The organism is Mesorhizobium sp. M6A.T.Ce.TU.016.01.1.1 (genome assembly GCF_003997065.1).
GTDB classification, from domain to species: Bacteria; Pseudomonadota; Alphaproteobacteria; order Rhizobiales; family Rhizobiaceae; genus Mesorhizobium; species Mesorhizobium mediterraneum.
Genome location: NZ_RZTJ01000001.1, coordinates 459,915 through 474,271 on the forward strand (window position 1 = coordinate 459,915; position 14,357 = coordinate 474,271).

Annotated in this window: 10 protein-coding genes and 2 pseudogenes; 4 read left to right on the forward strand and 8 right to left on the reverse strand. The window is 63.7% G+C overall.

All coding sequences use genetic code 11. The annotated features are described in order from the left end of the window. Nucleotides 1-44: 44 nt before the first annotated feature. Nucleotides 45-3,131 (reverse strand): efflux RND transporter permease subunit, encoded by a 3,087-nt coding sequence (locus EOC94_RS02405; RefSeq protein ID WP_127288454.1) that lies wholly within the window; start codon nt 3,129-3,131, stop codon nt 45-47. Beyond that, a complete protein-coding gene (locus tag EOC94_RS02410; protein ID WP_126107330.1) occupies nt 3,131-4,396 on the reverse strand; it encodes an efflux RND transporter periplasmic adaptor subunit in 1,266 nt (421 codons plus the stop codon). The genes EOC94_RS02405 and EOC94_RS02410 overlap by 1 nt, the downstream gene beginning before the upstream one ends. Nucleotides 4,397-4,541: 145 nt before the next feature. On the opposite strand from EOC94_RS02410, the gene EOC94_RS02415 reads away from it, so the two are divergent. The 3 genes and pseudogenes from EOC94_RS02415 to EOC94_RS02425 all read left to right on the forward strand — a co-directional run. Next, on the forward strand, nt 4,542-5,078 hold the full coding sequence (locus EOC94_RS02415; protein WP_127288455.1) for a TetR/AcrR family transcriptional regulator: 537 nt from the start codon (nt 4,542-4,544) through the stop codon (nt 5,076-5,078). A gap of 74 nt (nt 5,079-5,152) precedes the next feature. After that, nucleotides 5,153-5,904: pseudogene (locus EOC94_RS02420) on the forward strand (3-hydroxybutyrate dehydrogenase). A 121-nt stretch (nt 5,905-6,025) separates the two neighbouring features. Beyond that, nucleotides 6,026-6,991: pseudogene (locus tag EOC94_RS02425) on the forward strand (ABC transporter ATP-binding protein); the annotation flags it as partial. An 83-nt stretch (nt 6,992-7,074) separates the two neighbouring features. Here the strand turns inward: EOC94_RS02425 and EOC94_RS02430 are convergent. Together EOC94_RS02430 and EOC94_RS02435 are read right to left on the reverse strand one after the other, a co-directional pair. Further along, nucleotides 7,075-8,751: an iron ABC transporter permease gene (locus EOC94_RS02430; protein ID WP_127288596.1), complete on the reverse strand. Its 1,677-nt coding sequence runs from the start codon at nt 8,749-8,751 to the stop codon at nt 7,075-7,077. 78 nt (nt 8,752-8,829) lie between these two features. Further along, nucleotides 8,830-9,804: an ABC transporter substrate-binding protein gene (locus tag EOC94_RS02435; RefSeq protein ID WP_127288456.1), complete on the reverse strand. Its 975-nt coding sequence runs from the start codon at nt 9,802-9,804 to the stop codon at nt 8,830-8,832. A gap of 211 nt (nt 9,805-10,015) precedes the next feature. Between EOC94_RS02435 and EOC94_RS02440 the strand changes: the two genes are divergently transcribed. Then, a complete protein-coding gene (locus tag EOC94_RS02440; RefSeq protein WP_095487090.1) occupies nt 10,016-10,291 on the forward strand; it encodes a hypothetical protein in 276 nt (91 codons plus the stop codon). A 10-nt stretch (nt 10,292-10,301) separates the two neighbouring features. Here EOC94_RS02440 and EOC94_RS02445 read toward each other — a convergent pair whose 3' ends face one another. From EOC94_RS02445 to EOC94_RS02460, 4 genes are read right to left on the reverse strand one after another with little or no spacing between them, the layout of a single operon-like run. Beyond that, nucleotides 10,302-11,387, reverse strand: coding sequence for a Gfo/Idh/MocA family oxidoreductase (locus tag EOC94_RS02445; protein ID WP_127288457.1), 1,086 nt, complete (start codon nt 11,385-11,387; stop codon nt 10,302-10,304). 56 nt (nt 11,388-11,443) lie between these two features. Next, nucleotides 11,444-12,208 carry an ATP-binding cassette domain-containing protein gene (locus tag EOC94_RS02450; protein WP_095487086.1) on the reverse strand — a complete coding sequence of 255 codons (765 nt, stop codon included), beginning with the start codon at nt 12,206-12,208 and terminating at the stop codon, nt 11,444-11,446. Then, nucleotides 12,205-13,206, reverse strand: a complete 1,002-nt coding sequence (locus EOC94_RS02455; protein WP_127288458.1) for an ABC transporter permease — start codon at nt 13,204-13,206, stop codon at nt 12,205-12,207. The genes EOC94_RS02450 and EOC94_RS02455 overlap by 4 nt, the downstream gene beginning before the upstream one ends. Then, nucleotides 13,203-14,192: a substrate-binding domain-containing protein gene (locus EOC94_RS02460; RefSeq protein ID WP_095487082.1), complete on the reverse strand. Its 990-nt coding sequence runs from the start codon at nt 14,190-14,192 to the stop codon at nt 13,203-13,205. Before EOC94_RS02460 ends, EOC94_RS02455 begins: the two co-directional genes overlap by 4 nt. Nucleotides 14,193-14,357: the final 165 nt, after the last annotated feature.

Sequence of the window (14,357 nt, forward strand, 5' to 3'; positions counted from 1 at the left end):
ACTGCCCAAGAAAAAGGCCGGAAGTTCCGGCCTTTTTTCGTCATTCAATCAATCGGCACCGGCATCAGCTTCGGGTCCGGCTTCTCGGCATGATGCGGCAGGTCCTTGCTGGCGATGAAGGTGTAGAACATCGGCACCACGAACAGGGTGAACATGGTTCCCACCAGAATGCCGGTGAAGATCACCAGGCCCATCGAGTAGCGTGCCGCAGCACCCGCGCCGCTGGAGATGATCAGCGGCACCACGCCGAGCGCCATCGCCGCCGTCGTCATCAGGATCGGCCGCAGCCGCACCCTGGCCGAGGCGATGATGGCATCGCGGCGCCGCATCCCGTGGTGCTCGCGCTGCTGGTTGGCGAACTCGACCAGAAGAATGCCGTGCTTGGTGATCAGACCGATCAGCGTGATCAGGCCGACCTGCGTATAGATGTTGAGCGTTCCCAGCCCCAGATTGAGCGGCACGATCGCGCCGAAGATCGACAGCGGCACGGACATCATGATGATCAACGGATCGCGGAAGCTTTCGAACTGCGCCGCCAGCACCAGATAGATGACGAGAACGGCTGCCGCGAAGGCGATGATGATCGTGTAGCCCTGTTCCTTCTCCTGCCGCGACTGGCCGGTATAGTCGATGAAGAACGTGTCGGGCAGGCTTTCCCTGGCGATATCCTCGATGGTCTTCAACCCGTCGCCGGTGGTGACGGTGGGCAATGGCAGAGCGGAAATCGTGGCGGAGTTCAACTGGTTGAACTGCTCGATCACGGCCGGCGAGGCGTTGGTCGAGATCTTCACCACCGCCGAGAGCGGCACCATCTCGCCCGACGCGCTGCGCACGAAATACTCGGCCAGCTTTTCAGGGTTGTCGCGGAATTTCTGCGGCACCTGCGGGATGATGTCGTAGCTGTTGGATTCGCGGTCGAATTGCGCCACTTCGGCGCCACCGACCAAGAGGGTCAGTGTCCGGCCGATGTCGGCGATCGGCAGGTTGAGCGCCGCAGCGCGGTCGCGGTCGATCGTCACCGTCACTTGCGGCGCGTCGAAGGTCATCGAGTTCTGCACGACCATGAAGCGGCCGGAGGCCTGCGCCTTGTTCTTGATGTCCTCTGCCGCCTCGTAGACCTGGGAGGCCTCGCCGGTCGAACGCACCACCATTGTGATCGGCAGGCCGCCGCCCGAGCCTGGCAGCGTCGGCGGTGCGAAGACGAAAGCTTCGACGCCCGCCACCTTGCTGAGGCGACCCGTGATGTCTTCCTGGAGTTCCTTCGAGCTGCGCGTGCGGTCGGCCCAGTCCTTGAACGCAAAGCCGACGAAAGCGGTGTTCGTCTGGCCGCCGCCGAAGGCGACCGCCGAGAACCGTGCCCGCGTCTCAGGCAGGTCATCGACCAGGCCAAGTATCTGATTGACGTAGCTCTCGGTATAGTCCGACGTCGCGTAGCGCGGCGCGGTCACCAGCGAAAGCAGGAAGCCCTGGTCTTCTTCCGGCGCCAGTTCGCTCGCGGTCCTGGTGAACATGAAGCCGGTCGTGGCGACCAATGCGATGACGATCATCAGCGTCACCGGGCGATATTTCAGCGAGCCGCTGACCAGCCGCTCGTAGAGGTTTTCGACGCGCCCGAACGTGTTGTCGACAATGCGCTGGAAGCGGCTGTGCGAGCCGGCCCTCAGGATGCGTGCCGACATCATCGGTGTGATGGTGAGGGCGACGACACCCGAAAGCACCACCGAGCCGGCAAGCGTCACCGCGAATTCGCGAAACAGTGCGCCGGTCAGGCCGCCGGTGAAGGCCAGCGGCGCGAACACGGCGGCCAGCGTTATCGTCATGGCGACGACGGCGGAGGAGATCTCCCGCATGCCGTTGAAGGCCGCCTGCATCGGCGACATGTTGTCTTCTTCCATGTGGCGGTGGATGTTTTCCACCACCACGATGGCATCGTCGACGACGAGGCCGATCGCCAGCACCATAGCCAGCAACGACAAAAGGTTGATCGAATAGCCCAACGAAAACAGCAGGAAGCAGACGCCGATCAGCGACAGCGGAATGGTCACGATAGGCATCAACACCGAGCGGAATGAGCCGAGGAAGAGCAGGATGACGACGATGACGATGATGACCGCCTCGCCGATGGTCTTGAACACCTCCTCGATCGAGGCGCTGATCTGCTCGGTCGAATCGTAGACGATCTCGATCGTCATGCCTTGCGGCAGCGTCTCCTGGATGGTCGGCACAATTTCGTGGATCGCCTCCGCTGTCGTCAGCGGATTGGCGGCCGGCGTCGGGAAGATGGCGAGGAAGATGCCGGGCTTGCCGTTGAAGCTGACCCTGGTGTCGGTGTTCGCCGCGGCGAGCTCGACGCGCGCGACGTCACGCAGCCTCACCACATTGCCGTTGTTGGAGCGGAGCGGAAGGGCGGCGAAAGCCTCCGGCGTCTGCAGCGTCGAGCGGACGGTGATCGAGGAAGCCACGTACTCGTTTTCGGTGTTGCCGGGTGCTGAGAGGAAATTCGATTCGTTGATGGCGGTCAGCACTTCCGCCGCCGTCACGCCGCGCGCCGCCAGTTTGATCGGGTCGATCCAGACGCGCATCGAATATTCGGCGGCCCCGAAGATCTGCACGTCGGCAACGCCCTCGACCGTCGACATGCGCGGCCGCACGACTCGTTCGATATATTCGGTGAGCTGTTCCGGCGTCATGTTCGGATTCTGCATCGAGATATACATCATCGCGAACTGCTCGCCGGTGCCCTTGACGATCACCGGGTCTTCGGCCTCGTCCGGCAGCTCGCCGCGCACGCCTTGTACCTTCGACAAGACTTCATTCAGCGCGATGTCGGGATTGGAGCCGAGTTTCATCTGCACCGTCACAGTGCTGGAGGACGGCCGGCTCGCCGACGTGACATAATCGATGTTTTCGGTCGAAGCGACGGCACGGGCGATCGGCGCGGAAATGAACCCCTGGATCAAGTCGGCGCTGGCGCCGGGATAGGCCGTGGTGATGGTGATGGCCGTTTCTTCAACTTCCGGATACTGCCGGATCGAAAGGTTGAAGATGCCCTGGAAACCCAGAAGCAGGATCATCAAGGCGAGCACGGTCGAAAGGACCGGACGGCGGATGAAGAGGTCGGAAAAGCTCATTACTGGGTTGCCTGCTGGTTTGCCGGCTTGGTCGGGTCGATCGTGTTGTCGACGGCAACGGACATGCCGTTGGAGAGCCGGTTCTGGCCGGCGGTAACGACTTCGTCGCCGGGCTGGATGCCTTCCAGGATCTCAACCAGGCCGGCGTTGCGGCGGCCGGGCTTAACGAACACCTGGGCAAGCACGAGCTGCGGCTTCTGTTCTTCCGCTTTCGGTTCGGCCGGGGTAGCAGCCGGTTTTTCCTCCGGTTTTGCCGCGGGTGCTTCGGCCGCGGGCTTCGCGGTGTCCGTGGCGGGCTTTTCTTCCGGCTTCGCAGCAGCAGGGGCCGCGCCACTGGCTGCGGCCGGCTTCGCCGGACGCACCACAAAGACAAAGTCACCGTACAGGCTGGACGTCAGCGCGGTCTGCGGCACCGTCAGCACGTTGTTTTCCTCGGGCAATTCGACGCGCACCTGCACGAACTGGCCAGGGGTCAGCTTGCCTTCGGGGTTAGCGACCTCGGCCCTGACCGTCACCAGCCGGCTGGTCGGGTCGATCTTCGGGTCGATACCGCGGATGGTGCCGGCGAACGGCAGCTCGCCGTCGCCAATGCCCAGCCGCAGCTTCTGGTCGATCTTCAGTAGCGGGAGCTGCTGTTCGGGAATCGAGAAATCGGCCCGCATCGTCTCCAGGTCCTGCAGTGTCACTACGGAAGTGCCGGGTGAGAGATACTGGCCGAGATCGATCCTGGGAATACCGACCGTGCCGCCGAAGGGCGCTGTCAGCAGCTTCTGATCGAGCACCGCCTGCAGCCTGTTGACCTGCGAAGCGGAAGCCGATGCAGTTGCCCGCGCCGTGTCGAGCGTCGATTCCGAGCCGACACCGCGTTTCTGCAATTCAAGGGCGCGTGTCAACGCCGTCTGGTCGAGCGCTGCTTGCGCCTTCGTCGCATCGAGATCGGCGCGCTCGGCGGCATCGTCGAGCTGAAGGAGAACCGCGTTGGCTTCAACCTTCTGATTGGCGTGAAATAGGATGTCCTTGACGATGCCGGCGGTTTCGACGGTCAGGTCGACGCCGCGTACCGCGCTTACCGTGCCGATCGCTTCGACGCCCGGCGTCCAGCTGGTCGGCTTGACGATTGTCGTCGACACCGTCGCGGCCGGCGGCTTCATCGTGGCGAAGAATTGCTGGATCGCATTGTCGCGGAACAAATTGAAGCCGACGATGCCGCCGCACACCAGCACGAGCAGAATGAAGGCGATGATGAAGCGCTTGATCACGAACAGTCCCCTTGGCCATGGCCCGGCATAACGGTCGGATGACCGAAACACATACCTGTGACTGGTCCCGATTTCAAATGACGGCGATCTTACTGTACCGTCTGGACGGTCTTGTCAATTCCGCATAGGCTAATGTATGGGGAGGCGATTGATGAAAGCCCGCAGAGCAAATTCGCGTGAGAAGATTCTCGCCGCCGCCGCCGATGTGGCACGCGAGACAGGGCCCGGCAGCCTGTCGCTGGACGCCGTCGCCAGCCGTGCCGGCGTGTCGAAAGGCGGCTTGCTGTACAATTTCCCGACCAAGGCGAAACTGATGCAGGCGCTGGTGGAGGATTACCTGCGCGCCTTCCAGCAGGCGCTGGAGTCCGCCCGCACGGCCGGCGTCATCGGCGAAAGCCCGCTTGCGACTTACATCAAGCTTTCAGCCGAACATGCCGAGGAGTCGAAACCGTCGGCTTCCTGGATATTTTCGGCGATCGCCGAGGATCCCGATTTCCTGACACCGATAAAATCGTTCAGGCGGCAGGTCTTCGAGCGGCTCAAGGGAGAGACGCCGGACCTCAAGGCGCTGCTGGTCTGCTATCTCGCCATCGAAGGGCTTCGCAGCATGAACCTCTTCGATTCGGACGTCCTTTCACGGGACGAACGTCGATTGCTGGTATCGTCCTTGCTGGAGATTGCGGGATAGATCGAGGATGCCATCAGAAGCCGTCCGGCCAACGGTTTCTCGTCCGATGCGGCCCAGCGCAGCCTTTCCGTCCTATCCAAAACCGGTGCGCACACTCGGGTCAGGTCGATAGCAGCGCTTTTGAGCGCGCCAACGTCACCATCAACGGCCTGGGCCGAAGCAGCCGCCATGGAGCGGGAGCGCGCCGGCATCGAAGCGGATTCGGCGTCAAATGCCGTTACTCCGGCGCCAACATGATGGATGGGGCAGCAGTGAGCGCCATGGTGCGCGAGGCCGAAGAGATCTTCGGCAGTCTCGACATCCTGGTCAACAATGCCGGCATCCAGCATGTCGCGCCGATCGAGGAATTCCAGGACGACAAATGGGAAGCCATCATCCGCATCAATTTGCTCGCCGCCTTCTATGCAATCAAGGCGGTGCTGCCCGGTATGAAGGCGCGCAAATGGGGCCGCATCATCAACACTGCGTCGGCGCACGCGTTGGTCGCCTCGCCGTTCAAGTCCGCCTATGTGTCGGCCAAGCACGGCATAGCGGGCCTGACCAAGACAGTGGCGCTGGAGGCGGCACTTGACGGCGTCACCGTCAATGCGATCGCGCCCGGCTACGTCTGGACGCCGCTGGTCGAAAGCAGATTCCCGACACAATGAAGGCGCGCGGCATGACCGAGGAAGAGGTTAAGCGCGACGTGCTCCTCGCCGCCCAGCCGACCAAGGAGTTCGTCACCGTGGACGAGCTTTCCGCACTGGCGTAGTTCCTATGCTCGGATGCGGCAAAGCAGATCACCGGCACAACCTTGCCGATTGATGGCGGCCGGACGGCGCAGTAAGCACCGGCGCCATTGCCGCAGCCATCATTGTCACGGCCGGATTTCCAACGTATGCCGACGCCATGCCGCACCGGTTGCGTGAACAATCGGCGGGACACAATGATATGCCGATTGGTGAAGCATGAGCGAAATCAAGGTGGAGCGTCTCCCCAAGCGGTTCAATGAAACCGCCGCGCTTGACGCCGTTTCGCTGGACTTCGCGGCGGGCTCGTTCACCGCGCTGCTCGGCCCGTCCGGGTGCGGCAAGACCACGATGCTGAGACTGATCGCCGGCTTCGAGGCACCCAGCGAGGGCAGCGTCTTCTTCGGCAAGGAATTGATGGCCGATCCGCAGCGGCAGGTGCCGCCGGAAGCGCGCGGCGTTGGTGTCGTCTTCCAGTCCTATGCGCTTTGGCCGCATATGGATGTCGCGGCAAACGTCGCCTATCCGCTGAAGGCCCGGCATGTCGAGCGGGGCGCAATCGCAGGTCGTGTCAGCGCTGTTCTCGACATCGTCGGGCTCAGCGGATTTGAAGGCCGCCGCATCGAGGAACTATCCGGCGGCCAGCGTCAGCGCGTCGCGCTGGCGCGCTGTCTGGTCGCCGACGCCAGGATCATCCTGTTCGACGAACCGCTCGCCAATCTCGACATGCATTTGCGCGCGTCGATGGTCGACGCGTTTCGCGACATCCATCGCCGCTCCGGCGCCACCATCGTCTATGTCACCCACGACCAAGCCGAGGCCCTGGCATTGGCCGATCGCGTTGCCATTATGAGCCGAGGCAAGGTGCTGCAGGCGGCTGCGCCGCAGGAGGTCTATCGCGCGCCGGCCAATGCCACGGTTGCCGGCTTTGTCGGGCGCGGTTCCATCGTTGCGGGGACAGTGATCGATCATGCCGAGGGAATCGCAACGGTCGACGTTGCAGGACATCGCTTTGCGGCGCGAAGCGCCGGGATATCGTCCGGACCGGTCAATATCCTGCTGCGGCCGGAAGCGCTGCGGATTTCACCTGACGGCATGCCGGCGACGGTGCTCGACAGCATCTATCGAGGCCCGGTTCATGAGGTGCGGCTGGCCTTGCCAGCGAAAGGACAGGAATTGCTGATCGACAATACCGAGGCAGTTGCAGTCGGCCAGAGCGTGCATGTCGCCGTCTCAGATGCTTGGATTATCCCAGACTCTGAGCCTTCTTACCGCCAGGGCAAGACGCCTGCCGGAAGCCGCCGGCCGAACCGGTCGAGCACAAGCAGCAGGACGACGACAACGGCAATTGTGGAAACGGCGATCGCGGCTGCCTGCGTTCCCAAGCCTGCTTCCTCGAGGCTGAACAGCACCACGCCGAGCGTCTCGTTGCCGCTCGACCAGAGCAGGGCCGAGACCGTCAGCTCGTTGAAGGCGCTCATGAAAACGAGCAGTCCGCCGGCCACTGCCGCGGGTGCCGCGAGCGGCGCGGTTATCGTTGCAAGCCGGCGCAGGGACCCGGCTCCCGACACCGCCGCCGCCTCGTCGAGATCGCGTGAAATCTGCCCGACCGCGGTAGCCACCGGTTTCAAGGCGAGCGTGAAAAACCGCATCGCGTAGGCGACCACGATGATCGATGCGGTCGCGTAGAGGCTGCCGACCAGCGGCAGCGGGCGCAGGAACAGGAGGATGCAGGCAATAGCAAGCACGACGCCGGGGACGGCATAGGGCAGGTCGACGACGCCGCCGAGGAGGCGCTGCCAGCGGCGGCCGAGCCGTTCAAGCACCGCGGTCACCGGTATGACGCCGATGGCGAGGATCAGTGCGGCACTACCGGCAAAAAGAAGGGAATTGCGGAAGGCGCGAACGGTCGAAGCCTGGCGGACCAGAACCTCGGCATAGTTGGACGCGGTCATCGTCTCCCAGCCAAGTGGCACACCGAAGGACGGCACGAGCGACGTCGCCAGCAGAGCGCAAGCCGGAAGCACGAGGATGAAGCCGATCGCCAGCCAACCGAGACCGGCCAGCAGCAGGCGGTAGCGCCCGAGCTCGAAACGCGCCGGCGTGCCTGAAGTAAAGCGGTGAGCGGCGCCGCGCAGAGCCAGCGACTGGCAAGTGACACCGGCCAGCGCCAGCACGCCGACCAGCACCGACAGCGCGGTGATCTGCGGCAAGACGCCAGGTCCAAAACTCGACAGGTCCTGATAGATCAGCGTCGGCAACGTCAGATAGTTGACCGGCATTCCAAGCAGGGCCGGGATACCGAAATTGCCGACGCCGGAAACGAAGGCGAGTGCCGCCGCAGCCACGATATAAGGACGCACGACCGGCAGGACGATGGTCCGCAGCACGGATAGCGGCCTGGCGCCAGAGGCCCTGGCCGCCTCGACGAGATCGCGAGGAATCCGGGAAAGCCCCGCCCGCAGCGTGATGAAGACGATCGGTGCATGCTGGACGGCGTAAAGCAGGATGATGCCGTTGCGGCCGAGCATCGGATTGGGCGTGCCTGGCGGCGGCGCCATGCCGACCATGCCGAGAAGCGTGCTGGACGGGCCAAACAGATGCAGCCACGACAAAGCGGTCACCTGTGGCGCGATCATCAGCGGCAGCAAAAGCAGGAAACCAAGGGGCTTTCGCCCGGGCAGGTCGGTCATGGTGACAGCGATGGCGAAGGGGCCACCGAGGCAGACCGCCAGCACGGCGCCGAAAAAGGCAGTATCCAGCGTATGCCACGTCGCCCGTAAGGCGGCGGGCTTGGCCAGGCGTTCGGCGAATGCGCCGAAATCGAGCTCACCGCCCGGCGCGACGGCCGCGACGAGGAGCCTGACCACCGGCAGCAGACTGAGCAGAGCGATGACCAGCAGAACGGCGAGCGCCGACGCACGAAACCCCGATGTGGTCCGCACCCCGGGCCCGCGCCGTGCCGGCACGGACCGCCCGGGGAGGATATCCTGCGCCGACGACACCACTGACTGCTGGGTTGGCTACTGGCTCATCACGGCGCCGAACTTTTCCTTGTTGGCGGCGTCGTTGGCGAGCGCGGCGGCCGCATCGTAGCGCAGCACCTTGATCGACGAGCGGTCGGGATAGCCGGTCGGCAAGGCAATATCGGCGCGCGCCGGAATGTAGCCCATCTTCGCGGCGGCTTGCTGTCCGTCCTTGGACAGAAGGAAATCGACGAAGGCCTTGGCGGCGTCGGCGTTCTTGGCCGTGGACAGTATGGCGACGGGCTCGGTGACGGCCGAGACGCCTTCCCTCGGGAATACGAACTCGACGGGCGCGCCCTTGGCCCTTTCGCGGATGGGCATGTAGTCGACAATCATGCCGAACAGCTTGTCGCCGCCGCTGACGGCCTTCAGCACGTCGCCATTGCCGCCGCTTGCCTGGGCGCCGTTCTTGGCGAGCGCGTTGTAATAATCCCAGCCTTCCGGCAGGTTTCCGGTCAGCGTCACGGTGTGGATCATCGCCGCACCCGAGGTCAGCGGGCTGGGCATCGCGACAAGGCCCTTCGCCTCCGGCCTGGTGAGGTCTTCCCAGCTCGCCGGCACGAAGGGCGCCTTGGTGTTGTAGACAATGCCGGTGGTGATCAGCTTGGTCGAGAAATAGGTCTTGTCCTTGTCGTAGAGGTCGGCCTCGATGCCGGAGACGTCAGCCTCGGGATAGGCGAGCAGCCGGCCTTCCTTCTTCAGGCCTTCCATGGTCACAACGTCGGCGATCAGAAGCACATCCGCCTGCGGCTGGCCGGCTTCGATCTCAGCACGCAGCTTGGCCAGGATCTTCGGTGTTCCATCGCGCACCCATTCGACCTTGACTGCGGGGTATTTCGCCATGAAGGCATCGACGGTCTGCTGAGCGTCGGTGTTGGGCTGGCTGGTATAGAGGACCAGCGTGCCGTCGGCAGCTGAAGCGCCTGCGATGGCGGATGCCAAAAACATGGCGGCGAGAATGATCTTGCGCATGGAAAACCCCACTTCGTGTGAAGAGACGGATCCGGCTGAGCGCCGGATGCGAGAACGCTCTCCCTAGCGCCGCAGGATAAACCTATTGTGACAGGCGGGGATCGGCAAGGATGGCAGGTTTTTCGTCGCCTCGGACGATCCGGGGAACTTTTGCTCGGCTGGCGATTTTGGATGTATGGTGAGACGCTGAACGGCCAGAAGGTGATTGCCGATGACGACAAGACGCTTTGCGATCCGCGTGCTCGCTCTCGCGATAGGCTGTAGCCTATCCGCTTCCGCCTTCGCGGGCGACAAGCACCGCGACCACCGGGTTCAATCCGAACGCTACGTTCCCGCCGAAGACGATATCATCGACATCCTGTTTGGCGGCCCGCGCTACTATGACCAGCAGTTGGTCACCACGGCCGCAGGAGCCTGCTCCTACCACCGGATCGGACCCGACGCGAATGCGCTAAACAAGATCAACGATCACCATTGCGGGAAGTAGGCGCGGGCACTCAGCGCCCGCCAGCCTCCTTCATCCGCGCGATGATCTCGGCCATCAGCGCCAGGTCGCGGCGCGAATCCGCCAGGTCCGTCAATGGCCTGGTGCCATCTGAGATGTGGCGGTGGAAAGTCTCCAGTTCAATGGAGAAGGCATCGCCATAGAGCGGCCCGAAGGTCCGGGTCACCGGGCCGAGCGGTCCGGCTTCCGTCACTTCGAGCCGCGTCGGCAGGCTGCGGATATAGGGCGTGTCGTAGATGATGCGGATGCGTTTGGTGTTCGAGCGCACCTCGATCATGGCATCGAACAGGCCGAGATCGTCGACCACCGCGTCATACTGGCAGGCGAAATGGCCGTAGTCGAAGGTCACGCTGGTGTTGGCGCCGCCATTGGTCCGGTGCGCCGCGAGCACGCTGACCGGTTCGCCGAGCAGCCCTCTCATTGCGGAAATGTGGTGCGAGGAGAGCGCGGTCAGGCCGCGATAGGCGCGCACGAGATCGGCCGGCGCATCGGCACCCACGACTTCGCGAATCAGCGTGTCGCGCTCTCTGGCGCCGTGTTCCAGTAGCGCCGGGTCGATATCCCTGGGATAGAGGACGTTCTGGCTCTTCTTCAGGAAATGCCTGCCCTCGGAGATCAGGTCGAAGATGCGCACATGGATGATGTCGGCAAAATCGGGCAGTTCATCCTTCGCCGCCAGATAAGCCGGCGCATAGCGGCGCATATAGCCGACGAAGATCGTCTTCGCGTAGTTCGTCGTCAGTGCCAGCAATTCGTCGATCTCGCGCACTGTCAGGCAAGCAGGCTTTTCCAGAAGGATGTGCTTGTCGGCTGCCACGGCGGCGCGGACGAAACGGCTGTGGGTGTCGTCGGATGACAGCACGAAGACCCCATCGATGTCGGGGGAATTGATCAGCGCTTCTGCCGTTTCGAAGGCCTTGGCGTTTGGGTATTCGGATGTGCAGAGCGCCACCAGGCTCGGCGAGACGTCATAGACGCCCGCTATCACCCAGCGATCGCGCTGGTCGGCCAGCACCGGCAGATGGATCGACTGCGCGACCTCGCCAAGACCCACAAGTCCGACACGGATTATCGCCACTCGCAAACTCCCTTTGTATCATTCAATTCGTAACGAGATGGCCGGGTGGGTTGCCTCTACGCCGCGCCGGTGACAAGTGCGACGAGTTCGTTGCCGGTGGTCTCGGACGATCGGACCGTTGCCACCATCCGTCCCGCCCGCATCACCCAGATCTGGTCGGACAGGCGCCGCACCTGATCAAAATTATGGCTGACCAGGATGACGCTGACGGCCTGTTCGCGCAGCCGCCGGATCAGGGCTTCGACATTGGCCGTCTCCTGCACGCCGAGCGCTGCCGTCGGTTCGTCCATCACCACCACCTTGGCGCCTGAACCCGCGGCGCGGCAGATTGAGATCGCCTGTCGCTGTCCGCCCGACAGGCGCCGCACGCGCTGGCTGACCGAAGGCATGTTGATCGACAGGCGCGACAGCATGGCGCGCGCCTGTTGTTTCATGGCTTTGCGGTCGAGCAGGGCAAAGGGGCCGATCCGGCGCACGATCTCGCGGTTGAGGAACAGGTTCTGCGCCACGGTCAATTCGTCGATCAGCGCCAGGTTCTGGTGCACCGTCTCGATGCCGGCCTTGCGCGCCTCGTCGGGGTTGGCGAAGGGACGCGGCTGGCCGTCGAAGAAGATTTCGCCGCCATCCGGCACATGCACGCCGACCAGACAGCGTATTAGCGTCGACTTGCCGGCGCCATTGTCGCCGATGACAGCGGTGACCTCGCCGCGGCGGGCCTGGAACGCGACGTCGGTGAAGGCGCGAATGCTGCCGAAATGCTTGCTCAGCCCTTGGCAGGCGAGGATCGCCTCGGATGGCGGGATATGATGGACCGCGCTCATTTCTGGTACCGCATGATCAGAGCGGCCAGCACCACGATGGCGCCCACGGCGAGCGGCTGGTAGAACGCCGAAACGCTGAGCAGGGTCAGTCCGTTGACCAACGCGGTGAGCATCAGCGCGCCGATCGCCGGCCCAAGAATGCTGGCGCGGCCGCCGAACAGGCTGACTCCGCCGAGCACCACCGCCGCCACCGAATTCAGGAGAAGGCTGGTGTTGATCTGCGGTTCGGCCGAGCCGATGCGCGCCACCAGGAGCAGTGAGGCGATGCCGGCGCAGAAGCCTGAAATCGTATAGGCGGCGATCTTGACCCGGTTGGTGCGGATGCCGAGCGCGCCGGCGCTTTCGACCTGGCCGCCGGTCGCCAGCAGATGCACGCCGAAGCGGGTGTGGTAGAGCGCTATATGCGCCACGATGACGGCTGCGATCGCCACCCAGACGGGATAGCCGAACGGCCCTAAGGAACCCGAAGCCAGCCGCAGCAGGAAGGTCGAGCCGACCATTATCGGCTCGCCGCCTGACAGGATTAGGCCGAGGCCGGTGACGCCCGAAAGCGTGCCGAGCGTCACCACGAAGTCGGGTATTTTCCCGGCTGTGATGAGCACGCCATTCAGGAAACCGACCGCGCTGGTGGCGGCGACAGCCAGCGCGCAGGCGAGGAAGATGCCATAACCCGCGGCGTCGACGAGGCCGAGGATGATGGCGCCCAGCATAACCGCGGCAGCCAGCGAGAGATCGATGCCGGCGGTCGCCACGACGAAGGTCTGGCCGATCGACAGCACGACCAGGATCGCCGCCGCCAGCAGCAGGGCCTGCAGATTGGCGATGCTGAGAAAGACCGGCTGGGCGATGCCGAAGACGATGACGAGGCCGACAAGGCCGACGACCGATGCCCAGTCGGCCCAGAAGGAAGGATCCAGGAGGAGAGCCGACAGGGAGGGGCGGCTCTCCTCCGCCGCGCCCGCGGTATGCACGGGCGCGTTTTGTTCAGGAGTGCTCACTTCAACATCTCGCGGAAGGGATCGGGATAGTCGCCGCCCGGGCGCGGGAAGTTCTTCAGCGAGGCTTCGGCATTGTCTTTGTTGATCAGCAAGACCGGCGCCGGCACGTTGGCGGGCAGTTCCTTGCCCAAGGCCGCCGCCTTACAGGCCTCCACGCCCATGGCGCCGACGACATAGGGATACTGGGCGACGGTGGCGGAGAGTTCGCCGGCCGCGACCGATTTCAGCGCATCGACGATGCCGTCAAGGCCGATCACCTTGACGTCCTTGCCCGAGGTCTGGACGGCGCGCTGGACGCCGAGCGCCATGATGTCGTTGGCGGCGAAGAAACCGGCGAGATCGGGATGCGCGGCCAGGATATCGGTGGCCGCGGTCAGCGCCTTCTCGCGGTCCCAGTCGGCGCTGACCATCACCACGACTTCGAGCTTGCCTTCGACGGCCTGCTTGAAGCCCTTGATGCGGGCGTTGCTGCCGACATCGCCGACGATGCCGGCCACCAGCGCGACCTTGGAGCCCGCAGGAACCAGCTTCAGCATCTCCTCGCCTGCCAATACGCCGGCGGCAACGTTGTCGGTGCCGATATAGGTTGAGATGGTGAAGCCGGCGGCCTTGGCCTGCTCGGCGTCGATGGTGCTGTCGATGTTGATGATCGGCTTGTTCTTCTGGGCGACAGGGACCAGTGCCTGGACGAGGTTGCTGACACTGATCGGATTGACCAGATAGCAATCGAAATCCTGCATGGCCATGGCGGTCAGCCGATCGGCCTGCCCGGTGGCGTCGCCCATATTGGCGGCTGCCTGGATAGTGACGGCCACGTTGTCGGCCTTGGCCTGCTCTTCGATGCCCCGGTGCATGTACTGGAAGAAGGGATTGTCGAGACCTTTGACGATAGCGGCGACCTTCGCCGCGTCTTCGGCGTGGGCGGGCATGGAAATAACGGTTGCAAACAGACCTGCGCCAAGCGTCAGGCAATTGAACATGCGCATGCTCTTCCTCCTCCTAATTGTTGGTTGTGTCGCAATCGAACCGTTGTACGGCTAACGGAGTGCCTGTGCCGGCGAAGGCCAGCCCGGCGCTTGCGATGACAAGCTGCCGACCGATCAGCGATTGCGGGTTCCGCGCCCGGTTCGGGCCACTTTTCGTCAGGCATT

What these genes read in the sequence shown, in the direction of transcription:
- EOC94_RS02405 (WP_127288454.1), bottom strand. Translation starts at nt 3,131, where the DNA reads ATGAGCTTTTCCGACCTCTTCATCCGCCGTCCGGTCCTTTCGACCGTG.
- EOC94_RS02415 (WP_127288455.1), top strand. Translation starts at nt 4,542, where the DNA reads ATGAAAGCCCGCAGAGCAAATTCGCGTGAGAAGATTCTCGCCGCCGCC.
- EOC94_RS02435 (WP_127288456.1), bottom strand. Translation starts at nt 9,804, where the DNA reads ATGCGCAAGATCATTCTCGCCGCCATGTTTTTGGCATCCGCCATCGCA.
- EOC94_RS02440 (WP_095487090.1), top strand. Translation starts at nt 10,016, where the DNA reads ATGACGACAAGACGCTTTGCGATCCGCGTGCTCGCTCTCGCGATAGGC.
- EOC94_RS02450 (WP_095487086.1), bottom strand. Translation starts at nt 12,208, where the DNA reads ATGAGCGCGGTCCATCATATCCCGCCATCCGAGGCGATCCTCGCCTGC.
- EOC94_RS02460 (WP_095487082.1), bottom strand. Translation starts at nt 14,192, where the DNA reads ATGCGCATGTTCAATTGCCTGACGCTTGGCGCAGGTCTGTTTGCAACC.